Genomic DNA, 14,269 nt, shown 5'->3' on the forward strand with positions numbered 1-14,269 from the left:
CTAATTTAAAAATTCTTGTAATTGTTGGGTTGAAAACGGCCATCCCAGCTCAGCATCATCGCGGCTTCTTTTTACTACTGGAATGCTAAATTGATATTTTTCCACATGCGCAGCGTCCTCAGTGATATCAATCAGTTCAATTTCTGCTTCTGGCAGTTGCTGAATAAGCATCGCAAGGGCTTCTTCGCACAAGTGACACCCTTCTGTGTGAAATAGCACGCATTTAGTCATGTTGTATCAACCAACTGTTGTGAATTTGTTTATTCCGTTTAAAGTCCGGCGAAAGGGTATGCTTGGAATATTCCTGTGCCTTAAGCCCTAACGCCGCTAAGCCCATTTCATCGATTTTAAAGCCACGCTTATTATTTGAAAACAGCAAGGTACCATTGGGCGCTAAAATTTTCTTCACCCAAGATAACAATTTTAAATGATCCCGCTGTACATCAAAGGCATCGGCCATGCGTTTTGAATTTGAAAACGTTGGTGGGTCGAGGAAAATAAGATCATACTGGCCATGGGCATGCTCTAACCATTTAAGACAGTCGGCTTGCTCAAAACGAAAACGTGGATTCTTAAGCTCATTCAAAGCAAAGTTTTCTTCTGCCCACTTTAGGTAGGTCTTTGACATATCCACCGTGGTGACGGATTTTGCACCACCAAGGGCAGCATGGACTGAAGCCGTACCAGTGTAGGCAAAAAGGTTTAAAACTCGCTTACCATTGGCGTGTTGCTGGATGTATTTGCGCGCTAGGCGGTGGTCTAAGAAAAGTCCTGTATCGAGGTAATCAAACAGGTTTACTTTGAACTTAGCACCATACTCTTCCACGATTTCGATGCGGTTCTGCTTGTCCAACGCTTTGTACTGCTCTTGTCCTTTTTGACGCTGACGAACCTTAACCGCAATATTCAGCGGATCAATGTCTAATTGCTCTGCGGTTAAGGTAATGACATCTTGCAGGCGCTTTTGCGCCACATCGTCGGCAATTTCTTTTGGTGCCTTGTATTCAAAAATTACCGCACTGTCGTTATAAACGTCTACCGCCACATTGTACTCTGGAATATCAGCATCATAGACTCGATAAGCGTTAAGGGCTTCTTTCTTAATCCATGATTTCAACGCTTGGTGATTCTTTTTCAAACGGTTCGCAAAGGCTTTTGACCCCTCGAAATTTAAGCCGTTATTTTGGGCGTTCTGCTGTACCTGCATTTCGTTCATTTCATACAAATTAAGCAAGACATCCAATGGCCCGTTTTTAAATTTGTATGACTTTTTGCGTGCCAGCTTAAGCACTTTCAGCAAGCTTTCCTCGCTGGCCAGAAGCGCCAAGTTCCAGTCTTTATAATGTTTTTTAAACGCTTGGCCAAGGTTGCGGTATAGGGTGATGATTTCGGCCATGCCACCTAAGCGCTCACCATAAGGTAAGTTACTCAGCACAGTACCTGGCCTTTTCGCTGCTGCAGTTAAGTTATTGGCATCGACGCTTTTAAACTTAATGTGTGAGCCCACTCCTGCACGCTCTGCATTGCGTTCGGCTATGCTGAGTACCTTGTCATCAATATCGCTGCCAATGAGCCAAAGATTTTTTTCGCAAATTTGGCTTTTCAGTTCCGCTTTTAGTTCGCTGAATTTACTGCTGCGGAAGCTTGGCAAGCGTTTAAAGGCAAAGTCTTTGTCTAAATTGGTCGGTAAGTTTTGCGCCATGCCCGCCGCTTCGATCAGTAAGGTGCCTGAACCACAGCATGGGTCATATAACGGCTTACTGGTGTCTTGCAACCAACCACTACGACTCACCAAAGCAGCCGCTAAATGCTCACGAATAGGTGCCTTGCCTTGCTTATCGCGATAACCACGGTCAGATAAACGCGGGCCAGAAAAGTCAATATAAAGGGCACAGCCTTGTTTCGTTAGTTTGGCAATAATGCGAATGTCCGGAGTTTGCTTATCAACATCTGGCCGTTGTTCGAATAAGTCATTGAAATAGTCAACAATGGCGTCTTTTATCACTAAGCCAGAGAATTGAGTATTTTTCAGTGCGTGGTTGGTGCCATTAAACTCCACAGCAAAGGTTTGCTTAGGACTAAACCAATCTTGCCAGGCTTGAAATCGCACAAACTTATATAATGAGTCTTTGTCGTTGACATCGGCTTGGTCATCAATTAACAGCATAACGCGAGTGGCAAAGCGCGTCATCATGCAAAACTTTTGTACTGCTAAGTTAGCCCCAGTAAACTTTACTGAACCGACTGTTTGTTTATTAATTTCAAAGCCATAGCTTTTTAGCTCATCAACCAGTAGCTGTTCAACGCCAATAGAAGTAAGTGCGATAAATTGCAATGTTAAAACCCTTAAATTTCAATTACCGGCAGTATAACACACAAGTTATACCAATTCGCTTAATTAAGTTGTCTATTTGAGCCAAGAAAACCCTATTGATAACCCCACAAAAACTTTCTATTTGTTTGTTCTATATAAGAAATTTTTTCGCAGTTAGCGTCAAACTTATTTCCTAAATTTGCACAAGCAGTTATGTCAATTGGCAGCTAGCTGGGATATTTACTGGAGTGATTAAAGCAACTTAGGTTGCTGAAGTTGCAGTAGCAAATGGTAAATTAAATCAAGGTAAAATGGTCTAGGCGCTTTGGTGCGCTTTTTGCGAAACCAATAGCGGCGCGAGACGATCGTTCAGTACTCTTATGGCTTGAAATTGCTCTATTGCAATGCCGTCATCAAGCATAAAACCATCATTCAAGTTTAAACACAGGCTGGCTTGATGATCGTGTTCAATTATCAGGAAATCGCCCTGACTGAGTTTAGACTGCAGGCTGATGACCGCTTCGGTAACGGCTTGTTCGCCTTGATAAGGACGGAAAAACCAACTTTTTGCTTGCATGGGTTGCAAATGAAACTTAGCCGCGGTGGCATTTAACGCGATTTGACAACAGCGCGGTTCACTCCATACACCAAAGCCACATAAATAGGTAAAGACGCTTTGATAGAACTCCGCTTCATTGAGGTTAAAGTTGGGATTAGCAGCAGAGTCTTCTGTTAGCTGGCGGACACGAAACGGCGTACAAAGCACAAGCTCTTCGCCTAAGTCAATCATTAACCTATTTCGTTCTTGGCAGCGTATCCATTGCCACTCTTTTGACGCCTGCAAAACTCACTCCCACTTACGTGTTATTGTTATTCCCATAAGTGAGAGTATAACGCGAAAAACGCAATGATAAAATTTTTTATAATAACGTTTTGCTTTTGATCATTTAGTTATATGAATGATCATTATAAGGCATCAACGATCTTTTTGATCAAACTCGGTCCTTCATAGATAAAGCCCGTATAGAGTTGAACCAGATCGGCACCAGCGCTGAACTTTTCTTGTGCCGTCGCGGCACTATCAATACCACCCACTCCAATAATAGGAAGTTTGCCAGCGGTAATGCGCTTTAATTCAGTCACCACATGAGTTGATTTTTCTCGCACCGGTCGGCCAGAAAGGCCCCCGGCCTCATCGCCGTACTGCATTCCCGCCACGGCATCTCGCGCCAGTGTTGTGTTTGTTGCAATAACGCCATCGATGCGATTATTCAGCAACGACTCCGCAATTTGATTTAATTGCACGCTGTCAACATCCGGGGCAATTTTAACCAACATGGGTACCGATTTATTGTGCTTTGCGATCAGATCCATTTGTTCATTTTTAAGGCTTTGTAAAAGATCATCTAAGGCTTCACCATATTGTAGATCTCTTAACCCTGGCGTGTTCGGTGACGAAATATTCACGGTAATGTACGAAGCATGCTCAAATACTTTTCTCATGCAGTGAATGTAATCATCTTTGCCCTGCTCGTTTGGCGTGTCTTTGTTTTTACCTATGTTGATCCCCAAAATACCATCGTATTTGGCTGCTTTTACATTGTTAACTAGGTTATCTACACCTTTATTGTTAAATCCCATGCGGTTAATAATGGCATGGGCTTCTGGCAAGCGGAATATTCGTGGTTTGTCATTACCCGCTTGTGGTCTCGGTGTCACCGTCCCTACTTCGATAAAACCAAAGCCCATTTGAGCAAAGGCATCAATACATTCGGCGTTTTTATCTAGGCCTGCGGCTAAGCCAACTGGGTTTTTTAATTCAAGGCCAAGAAAATTAACTGGTTTATCAGCCACTGATTGCGACCATGCTAAGCTCAACGGAGTATTGGCAAAGCGGCGAAGATTGCCAAGGGCAAAATCGTGGGCCCACTCTGCATCTTTATTAAACATATAACGACGCGCAAGATCGTAAAACATGGAAGCTCCTCAGTATTGGTATTCATCGACTTAGCTAAAGCCACTGGATAATAAATTTAGCTAAATGGACTAACATAGTACTCGTGTTGTCTGGCACTGTCAGACAAAAAAATACCCCAGGCAAAGCTGGGGTATTGTAGCGATTTATAAATTATTTGGAAGTGTCACAGTTATGACTCAACAACATTAACTCACGCAGTGCCACCGAGAACTTAGCAAAGTCGTGACTCTGCGATGTCTTAAACTCGGTAAGCATTTGCTGCCAACGGTGTAACAAGCCAGCTTGCTTGTCCATCCATTGCTCAATTTGCTCATCAATATCACTGTCGTCACCATCAAAGCTATGCAATACCACTTCCGATAGCGAGCGCTGTTGCCAATCGAGCTCTTCTCGGTAAGACGCACGTGCTAGTGCTTGCCAATGGTTAGCCACTGGTTGCGCTGTGATTTGATCTAAGAACCAATGTAAGCCCATGTTCGAACCAAGTTTAAAGTAGGTATTAGACACCACTGAAATCTTACGGCCCGAGCTATGCGCTACTTCTGCCAAATCCATCACTGAGAACAAGCTTGATAACGACACAATGCGCAGCGCTAATTCAGCCGGCACGCCCTGGTTTTCAAGGTCGCGTGCTTTATCAATGATTTGTTCGCTTTCTTCAGCAACCATATAGTTGTGCAAGTTAGTGCTCAAGTCTTTGAATGTTGGCGCGAAAAAGTCAATGGTTTGCTCAATGCTGAGTGACTTATCACGGTGGCGCAAGAACCAGCGCGTAGCACGGCGAACTGTACGACGAAGCTGATACAACATTTCCGTTTGTACCGCTGCTGGGATCTTATTATCAAGGGCCGAAATGGCTCCCCAAGTTTCCTTCATGTCAAAAATCGCGCTGGCAATGCTGTAGCTGATGGCGATTTCTGCATCACTTGCACCGGTTTCTTCGTGCATACGGATCATAAAGTTTAGACCCATATCATTGACGATGTTGTTGGCCAACTTGGTTGCAATGATCTCTTTACGCAGTGGATGGTTATCCATCGCGGCATTAAAGCGTTCACGCAGTGGCACTGGGAAAGATTTCACTAATAGCTGACGGTAGTATGGGTTCTCAGTGATCTCATCCACCACTAGGGTTTCTTTTAGCACCATTTTTGAGTAAGAAACCAGTACCGAAAGCTCTGGACGAGTTAAATCTTCACCTGCGGCTGCACGCTCTGATAATTCTTCGTCAGAAGGTAAGAACTCAATATTACGGTCCAGTTTACCTTCTTTTTCAAGTGCATGAATAAAGCGCACTTTTTCTTTCAGTGTGGCTGCACCTTTGGACTTGGTTACCGATAAAGTGTGGGTTTGACGATAACAATCTTTCAGCACTAGTTCAGAGACTTCGTCGGTCATGGAATAGAGCAACTCATCACGTTGCTTCTTAGTCAGATCGCCTTCAGCAACTAGGCCGTTAAGTAAGATCTTAATATTGACTTCGTTATCCGAACAGGCAACGCCACCAACGTTATCAATAAAGTCGGTGTTTATACGGCCACCTTTAGAGGCGAATTCAATACGACCAAGCTGAGTCGCACCTAGGTTACCCCCTTCGCCAAAGATTTTCGCGCCCATTTCGCCGCCGTTAATACGCAATGCATCATTAGCGCGGTCGCCCACTTCGGCATCGGTTTCACTGGCTGATTTAATGTAGGTACCAATACCGCCATTCCATAATAGGTCCACCGGCATTTTCAGTAGTGCGCGGATCAGCTCATTAGGCGTCATGCTGGATTTTTTAGTGCCGAGCATTTTCTTAATTTCGGCAGTTAGGGTAATGGCTTTAGCAGCACGAGAGAATACCCCGCCCCCTTGCGAAATAAGCTCTTTGTTATAATCTTCCCAACTTGAGCGCGGTAGATTAAATAAGCGTTCACGCTCGGCATACGAAGAAGCCGCATCTGGGTTTGGATCGATAAAGATGTGCATATGGTTAAATGCCGCTTGTAGTCGAATATGCTTAGACAACAACATACCGTTACCAAATACATCACCACCCATGTCACCAATACCAACAGCGGTAAAGTCAGTGCTCTGACAGTCGATGTCCATCTCACGGAAATGACGTTTAACCGATTCCCATGCCCCTTTCGCCGTGATCCCCATTTTCTTGTGGTCATAACCAATCGAACCACCTGATGCAAAGGCATCACCAAGCCAGAAATTGTAAGAATCGGCAATGCCGTTAGCAATATCTGAGAACGTCGCCGTGCCTTTATCCGCCGCGACAACCAAATATGGGTCATCTTCATCGTGACGAACAACATCGGTTGGCGGTACGATTTCGCCATGGATAATGTTATCAGTAATGTCTAACAGACCACGGATAAAGATTTTGTAGCATTCTTGGCCTTCTTTAAAGAAAGCTTCGCGCTCACTTGGCAGCTGTTTACAAACAAAGCCACCTTTCGAGCCTACCGGCACAATCACGGTGTTTTTCACTTGTTGTGCTTTTACCAGACCTAGCACCTCGGTACGGAAGTCTTCACGGCGGTCAGACCAACGTAAACCACCACGTGCAACTTTACCACCACGTAGGTGAACACCTTCGATACGAGGTGAGTAAACGAAGATTTCAAATGCCGGCAGCGGCAATGGCATATCTGGAACCGCACTCGGTTGAATCTTAAACGAGGTATAGGTTTTATTGCTGCCATCTTGTTCTTTCTGGAAGAAGTTGGTGCGCAGCGTGGCGTTGATCATATCAACGTAAAGACGGATGATACGGTCATCATCTAGGTTAGCGACATTTTCTAATTCATGATGAATGGCGTCGACTAATTTGGTTAAGGTTTTCTCGCTGGCAACTTTATTTGGCTTGAACTTTTTGACAAACAACTCAACGATCATCGCCGCAATGTGCGGGTAACGATCAAACGTGTTTTCAATATACGATTGCGAGAAAGTAACACCAATTTGGCGCATGTATTTCGCGTAAGCTCGCAATATCGACGCTTCACGGCCAGTCAGGCCACCTAAAAGCACTAAACGGTTAAAGCCGTCATTTTCTAGGCGATTATTCCACACATTGGTCAGTGCTGCGCGGAAGCGTGCTGAGATTTTATCAAAATCCGTTGCCCCTTTGCTGTCGATCAGCATAGAGAAGTCCATGATCCAGTTCACTTGGCCATCGGTGGTTTTCACTTCATACGGCGTTTCACCAATTACGCGCAGACCAAAGTTTTCAAGCATTGGCATCACGTCTGATAAGTGAATAGGCTCATCTTTATGGAACAAGCTTAAGCGTACTTGCTGCGAGCTGGCTTCTTCTTGCGGACGATAAAATAGCATTTCCAGCTTGTTTTCATCGTTTAACAGTTCCAACTTCTCAATATCGACTACCGCAGCGCTAGGTAGTACTTGATCGCGATACGCGTGCTGGAAAGCATTGGCATATTTACGATTGAGCTCGTTGCCACGTGACTCGCCATTTTTCTCAAGTAGTGCGGCTTGTAGTTTGTCGCCCCAAGTACGGGCAGCTTCTACCAAATTATTTTCAATATCTTTCACGTTATAATCTATATTGTTGTCATCAACACGGACAATGTAATGGGTACGTGCCAGCGTTGATTCTGAGAAGAAGGTGGTGAACTCCACTTTTTCATTGGAGTTAAATGCACGTGCTAACAGCTGTTGTGTCTCGCGACGAAGTGCGGTGTTGTAGCGCTCTCTTGGTACATACACCATGCAAGAGAAAAAGCGACCATAGACATCTTTACGCACAAATAAGCGACACATATCGCGCTCTTGGGTTTGTAGAACGCCCATTGCCACTTCTAGCAGCTCGCCTTCACGGGCTTGCACTAATTCATCACGTGGATAGGTTTCCAGAATATTCAATACCGCTTTATAAGCGTGAGTGCCTTGAGCAAAATCGCATTGCTCCATAATGCGGTTGATTTTGCTTTTCAGAACCGGCACATCGGCTGCGCTGTTGTTGTAGAAGCTAGAGGAGAACAAACCAATGAAACGGTCTTCACCCACTACGTTGCCTTTATCGTCAAAACGCTTAATGCCGACATAATCAATATAGGCAGGACGATGAACGCGGGATAAAGAATTGGTTTTGGTTAGGATCAATAAATTATTACTGCGGGCTTCTTTGCGCGCCACTTCTGGCAGCTCAGACAGTAAGCGAATATGATCATCGCCTGAGTTTTTCATTAACCCTAGGCTAGTACCTTCAACTGGCTTTAATTCGTAGTCGCCTTTTACCGGGTTGAGATCATATTGGCGATAGCCCATAAAGGTAAAGTTATCGCTGACCAGCCAGTCTAAAAACTCAACCGCCTCGTCCACTTCTGCTTTCGAACAGCTGTAGTGGCGCTTAGGGAGTTCTTTGCTGACACTGACTAAACGGTCACGAATTGGTTTCCAGTCGGCCACGGCCACAGATACGTCATTTAATACTGACTCGAGCTCGGCTTTGAACTCGGCAATCGCCTTGTTATCCGTTTGTCTGTCGATTTCAATGAAGAAAACGGTTTTTGTTGACGTCGATTGCTGCTCTGCTTTTAGGTTTGATAACGCCGTGATGTGACCGTCATCGTTTCGTTTTAATTTTAGCGGAGAGTGCAATAATAGGTGAGAGACTATGTTTTTGCGATTCATCGCCATGCGCACGGAATCGACCAAAAACGGCATATCTTTAGCTATGATCTCGACGATTGTATGCGATGATTGCCATCCATCTTTTGCCACCTCTGGATTAAATACACGAATGACTGCATCATCCGAGGTGTTTTTTTCCAGCGAGTTCCAAAGGCTCAATGCTGCGCCATATAGGTCACTGTCGTTACGGAGTGCCAAATCCTCTTTAGACATGTTGCTGTACAAGGTTTTGGCAAACGTTTCGACTAGTGACACTTTGTCAGCATGGACTTTTTTGTGGATGAGCTTGCAGACGTTATCTAGGATAACTGAAGCTGTGCCTTCATTTTGTGTCATTATGTGTTCCTTAATCTATACCACCTTTGAACGGTAGATTATTTGTACAGCTGTGTATTAGCGTGGAGTCAGGTAAATTCTAACCTTTCTGACGCTAATAAACAGCCTTTTTGGCGAAAACATTTCAAGCTTTTCAGCTGTTTGCTGTTCTATTCACAAAAAATAGATATTAATCGCCAATACCAAATAAAAAGGAGCACATTTATTCACATTATTTTTTCTGGTCAGACCAGATCAGCGTTCCAATTGCTGGTAAAAGCAACACAGCACCCAGCATATTGACCAAGAACATGAAGGTTAATAGTATCCCCATATCAACCTGGAACTTCAGCGCAGAGAAAATCCACGTGCTCACACCAATTGCTAAGGTGATCCCCGTAAACAGTACCGCGCTTCCTCGTTCAGCCAATGCATTTCTGTATGCAACTGACAGCGGCATACCTTGTTTTAGCTGTCCCATCATAGAGGATAGAATATAAATGCCATAATCGACACCTATACCCACACCTAACGCAATAACGGGTAAGGTGGATACCGTTAAGCCAATCTCTAGCTGCACCATTAATGCTTGTGCCAGTGTTGATACAATATACAGCGGCAGCACCACAGCAATGGTTGCTTTTACGCTTCTGAAGCTGATTAAGCACAGCAAGATGACCGCTCCATAGACATAGATCATCATCGGAACTTGTGCCGCCGACACCGACTCGTTTGTTGCAGCCATCACACCAATGGGGCCAGAGGCAAGACGGAATGCCACTTTATCGTTGCCTTCTTCCTCAGCAAAGGTTTTGATTTTCGACACCACTAAATCAATGGATTCCGCTTTATGGTCTTCCATAAAGATCACGATGGGCATCACGGAGCAGTCGCCATTTAACAGCCCAGTGCTGGTTTCCACCCGCGAAGTCGCCTGCACTAAAGAAGCGCTGTTTCTTGGTAGCGTTTGCCATTTTAAGTTGCCTTCGTTATATCCAGCATTCACCGACTGTGCCACCGAGCTTAACGACACCGCTGACTGCACACTAGGTAAATTCTCTACTCGCCATTGGAAGCGGCTGATCCTATCCATGGTATCGTGATCAGTACAGGCGGCTGGAAATGCCTCAACAATCACTTTGAGAATGTCTGAAGAGATGGCATAGCGGTCAGATATTAAAAAGGTATCTTGGTTGTATCGGGCATCTTGATGCAGAGCCGGCGCTCCGGCATGAAGGTCACCAATGCGCATCTTATCGGCTTGCCAGTACCCAAGCGCAAATAACACCACGCTGACCAGCAGAATAACCCGAGCAACTTTTTTATCAGTGGTTTTAACTAATGCCTCACGCACGCTTTCAAACACGCTGTGACTGGTGTTTTTACCATCCCCTATGCGTCGCATTTTTGCGGAGTCAAAGAAGGAAGCTAAAACAGGGAGTAGCACTAGGTTGGTGAAAATGATCACCGCCACCCCTAAACTTGCCGTAATGGCCAGCTCACGAATGATGCCAATATCAATAGCAAGTAAGGTTAAAAAGCCCACAGTGTCGGACAGTAGCGCGATGCCGCCAGGGATTAATAACGCCTTAAAGCTGGCTTCAGCGGCCACCTTACAGCTCACGCCTTCAGCCACCTTTTTGCCAATGGCATTAATCATCTGTACGCCATGGCTAACACCAATGGCAAAGACTAAGAAAGGCACCAAAATCGACATCGGGTCAACACCAAAGCCTAGGGTGCTAAGCAAACCCATCTGCCAAATAACAGCAATAAAGGAACAAGCAATAGGCAACAGAGTTAGCTTAAAGCTTTTACAGAACATCCACACCATGACGAACGTGAAGGCGATGGCTAGGGCAAAAAATAGCACCACACCTTTGGCGCCATCGGCAATATCACCTGCCATTTTGGCAAAACCAATAATATGAATGCTGACTTTGTCTGTGCTTAATGGTTCGCGAATTTGGCTTTCTAGTTTTTCTGCAAACGCCAAGGTATCCAGTTTTTCTTGGGTTTGCGGATCGATCTCCATTAACTGGGCACTGACCATGGCGCAGGAATAGTCACTGGCCACCATACGGCCAACGATTTTTGCTTTTTCAATGTTTTGTTTTACAACAGCAAGCCCTTGCTCGGTTGGCTCAAAGTTTGCCGGTATAATTGGCCCGCCGGCAAAACCATCTTCAACCACTTCGACAAAACGCGCGCTGGGGGCAAAGATTGAATTAACCAATGGGCGGTTAACCCCTGGAATAAAATAAAGTTGATCGTGTACCGCTTTTAACTGAGTGAAGAAGGCTTCATTAAAAATATCGCCATCGCGGTCACATACTGATATTAAAATGCTGTTGGCGCCGCCAAACTGCTCTTCGTGCTTGGTATACACTTTCATGTATTCGTGATTAAGCGGAATATTTTTATTGAACGAAGCGTCGAGCTGAATTTGAGTGGCTTTAAAGCCTAAAAACACAGTGGCCAACGCAAAGAAGGTCACTACGGTAATACGATGCCGAAAAATGGCATAAACGAGTTGATTTAAAAACGCTTGCATTATGGCTTAACCTCTACTTCCGCAATCCCCTGCTCAGTGGCCAGTATTAACTGCTCACCGTGTAATACCCCAGCCATGATGGACTGCCCATTTTTCATTTGAGTGGCACTTAGTTGGCCATTTTCTAGGCGGTAAATAACGCCACTATTGGCAAATAGGAAAGTACGCTCTGGCGCATTGAGAATGCTGTTTACCGTTGCCGAGTACGATGTCTCTAAGTGCTGCATCTCACCATCTTGCTGAACATAAATATTGCCTCTTAGTCCTGCGACCAAGAGTTCGTCGGCATTGCTTTTGGCAACAGCAAAGAATGAGCCACGATAAAACTGTGGAAGTCGTTGCCATGACTGGCCTTGGTCCTTACTGACAGCAACTAACCCCATTTCACCAACCAAATAGGTATTCTCTGCGGCGAACAAAATACGGTTAAAGTGCGGCAAGATATAGGCGGTTTCTATTTCATAAGCTTCTGGGTCTTGCTCTTTTAAATCATTTAAATAGTCAACGTCATCGGGGTGGACAAATTCATTGATAAAGCGTTTTTGCCATGTTTGCCCGCCGTCCTTCGTTTCATAGAACATGCCATAGGCACCAATGGCGTAACCTCGCTGCTTGTCAATAAACTCTATATCTAAGCAAGGGCGCTCTAACTGTGGTAAATATTGTTGTAACTGCCAGCTTTTACCACCGTCGGTTGTTTTTATAATACTGGCATCATGGCCACACGCCCAGCCAAGCTCAGGGCTTTTAAATGTTACCGCGGTCAACAAGGATTGCACTGGTACCTCAGCTTGTTGCCATTGAGCTTGTTGTTTAGGTCGATAAATAATAGTGCCATGTTTACCTACTGCCACAATGGCATCGCCATTATCGGTAATATCAGTAAATAATGTTTGCTGTGGGTTTGCCACCATCAATGCTGGTTGCGGCGCATTTGCGTTATCGGCGTTCGCCATCGCAACCGGTGCCATGCAAATCATCGAGGCTGCTACTAACTTCTTCATCATGAGAAAACACTCGAGTTCTGAGAGGAATGGAGAAATGGGCTGGAGCCTAGGATGGCCCCAGCCTAAGATAGTCTATTAACGACGTCCCTCACGACGCAATGCGCCTTGGGTAAATTCGTTGTCGTTAAACGACTGGCTAAAGTCGTACATGTCTTCTTCGTTATCTAAACCAATGGCTAGGTAACGACGCGAGTTAAGATCGTAATACACGTCTAACGTACTCCAGTGCGTTGGCACTTCGTAGTAGTTAAGACCATGAGCCATGGCGACACGGTACATTTGGTCGCGGTTATCGTAAATATCAGCAACGTGGATCTGCCAGCTGTCCTCATCAATGTAGAATACACGTTTCTTATAGATATGACGTGTGCCCTCTTTCAGGTTCGCTTCCACTACCCAAACACGGTGCTTTTCATAACGCACTAGATCAGGGTTGATGTGACCGGCATGAAGAATGTCGTCATAACTTATTTTATCGCTGTGCAGCTTGTAGCTGTTGTACGGGATGTACATCTCTTTCTTGCCCACTAGCTTCCAGTCGTAACGGTTAGGTGAGCCATTAAACATATCGAAGTCATCGGTTGTACGTAAGCTGTCTGACGCGGTTCCTGGTGCATCATACGCGACGTTTGGTGCACGTCTTACGCGACGTTGGCCAGTATTGTAAGTCCATGCTTGGCGTGGCGTTAGAATTTGGTCCATGGTTTCATGAACCAGTAACGCAGTACCCGCTAGACGAGCAGGTTCAGTGACCTTCTGCTTAAACTTGAACAGAATATTTGATTCTTGCAGTGCCTCTGGTGTGGCGTCTTTGGCCGAGTACTTAACCAATAACTTTTCATCGAAGCCAATGACGTTATAAGCACCCGACTCAGTTGGCATCGCTTGACCGCCGTAACGGGCAATTGAAAGCCCACGGAAACGCAGCAAGTGGTTCCAAATCGCTTCTAGACCATTTTCTGGCACTGGAAACGGAATACCGATGGCCGTATTTTTAATCCCGTTACCACCTTCAATTAACTCTGCTGTTGTGGCGTATTTTTTTGTCGCTTCATACACGAACTCAGGATACGCAGCACTGCGGCGAGTTGGGTAAATGTTCATTTTGAACGTATCAGGATACGTTTCGAACATGGCAATTTGGCCTGGGCTTAAAAATTCTTTGTACTGATCCAGGTTTGATTTATCGATGGTGAATAGCACTTTGTCATCTGCATAAGGGTCTGGGTGGTGCATCCCCGGCTCATAACCTGCAGGCGGCTTAGTAATGCCACCGGTCCACGCCGGAATACTGCCATCCTCATTGCCTGCCTTCTCGGCACCAATGGGAGTTAAGTCTTTGCCAAGGCGAGCAACTTCTTCGGCAGTCATTTTCGCCATCGCACTAGACGCTGACATCATTGTTATTATTGTTGCTGCAATAACACTAGGTTTTCTAAACATATCGA

General features: G+C 45.1%; 8 protein-coding genes. All 8 read right to left on the bottom strand.

Annotation, left to right across the window (positions count from 1 at the left end):
• The 8 genes from ACNKW2_RS08780 to ACNKW2_RS08815 all read right to left on the bottom strand — a co-directional run bounded on the left by ACNKW2_RS08780 (position 1) and on the right by ACNKW2_RS08815 (position 14,264).
• Positions 1–231 carry a glutaredoxin family protein gene (locus ACNKW2_RS08780; protein WP_336566200.1) on the bottom strand — a complete coding sequence of 77 codons (231 nt, stop codon included), beginning with the start codon at positions 229–231 and terminating at the stop codon, positions 1–3.
• Positions 224–2,335 carry a bifunctional 23S rRNA (guanine(2069)-N(7))-methyltransferase RlmK/23S rRNA (guanine(2445)-N(2))-methyltransferase RlmL gene (gene rlmKL, locus ACNKW2_RS08785; protein ID WP_419148221.1) on the bottom strand — a complete coding sequence of 704 codons (2,112 nt, stop codon included), beginning with the start codon at positions 2,333–2,335 and terminating at the stop codon, positions 224–226. The genes ACNKW2_RS08780 and rlmKL overlap by 8 nt, the downstream gene beginning before the upstream one ends.
• Positions 2,336–2,630: 295 nt before the next feature.
• Positions 2,631–3,158 (bottom strand): cell division protein ZapC domain-containing protein, encoded by a 528-nt coding sequence (locus ACNKW2_RS08790; protein ID WP_419148222.1) that lies wholly within the window; start codon positions 3,156–3,158, stop codon positions 2,631–2,633.
• A gap of 122 nt (positions 3,159–3,280) precedes the next feature.
• On the bottom strand, positions 3,281–4,291 hold the full coding sequence (gene pyrD / locus ACNKW2_RS08795; RefSeq protein WP_419148223.1) for a quinone-dependent dihydroorotate dehydrogenase: 1,011 nt from the start codon (positions 4,289–4,291) through the stop codon (positions 3,281–3,283).
• A gap of 151 nt (positions 4,292–4,442) precedes the next feature.
• Positions 4,443–9,281 carry an NAD-glutamate dehydrogenase gene (locus tag ACNKW2_RS08800; protein WP_419148224.1) on the bottom strand — a complete coding sequence of 1,613 codons (4,839 nt, stop codon included), beginning with the start codon at positions 9,279–9,281 and terminating at the stop codon, positions 4,443–4,445.
• A gap of 211 nt (positions 9,282–9,492) precedes the next feature.
• Complete coding sequence (locus tag ACNKW2_RS08805; protein ID WP_419148225.1) at positions 9,493–11,814, bottom strand: efflux RND transporter permease subunit; 2,322 nt, start codon at positions 11,812–11,814, stop codon at positions 9,493–9,495.
• Positions 11,814–12,818, bottom strand: a complete 1,005-nt coding sequence (locus ACNKW2_RS08810; protein ID WP_419148244.1) for a WD40/YVTN/BNR-like repeat-containing protein — start codon at positions 12,816–12,818, stop codon at positions 11,814–11,816. The genes ACNKW2_RS08805 and ACNKW2_RS08810 overlap by 1 nt, the downstream gene beginning before the upstream one ends.
• Positions 12,819–12,896: 78 nt before the next feature.
• Positions 12,897–14,264, bottom strand: a complete 1,368-nt coding sequence (locus ACNKW2_RS08815) for a DUF1329 domain-containing protein (protein ID WP_419148226.1) — start codon at positions 14,262–14,264, stop codon at positions 12,897–12,899.
• Positions 14,265–14,269 lie beyond the last annotated feature (5 nt).

Origin of the sequence: Pseudoalteromonas 'SMAR' (assembly GCF_048515945.1) — a bacterium.
Taxonomy (GTDB): domain Bacteria; phylum Pseudomonadota; class Gammaproteobacteria; order Enterobacterales; family Alteromonadaceae; genus Pseudoalteromonas.

Excerpts from the sequence above, each read along its gene's own strand:
- ACNKW2_RS08810 (WP_419148244.1), bottom strand. The coding sequence starts at position 12,818 with ATGAAGAAGTTAGTAGCAGCCTCGATGATTTGCATGGCACCGGTTGCG.
- ACNKW2_RS08780 (WP_336566200.1), bottom strand. The coding sequence starts at position 231 with ATGACTAAATGCGTGCTATTTCACACAGAAGGGTGTCACTTGTGCGAA.
- pyrD (WP_419148223.1), bottom strand. The coding sequence starts at position 4,291 with ATGTTTTACGATCTTGCGCGTCGTTATATGTTTAATAAAGATGCAGAG.
- ACNKW2_RS08805 (WP_419148225.1), bottom strand. The coding sequence starts at position 11,814 with ATGCAAGCGTTTTTAAATCAACTCGTTTATGCCATTTTTCGGCATCGT.
- ACNKW2_RS08800 (WP_419148224.1), bottom strand. The coding sequence starts at position 9,281 with ATGACACAAAATGAAGGCACAGCTTCAGTTATCCTAGATAACGTCTGC.
- ACNKW2_RS08815 (WP_419148226.1), bottom strand. The coding sequence starts at position 14,264 with ATGTTTAGAAAACCTAGTGTTATTGCAGCAACAATAATAACAATGATG.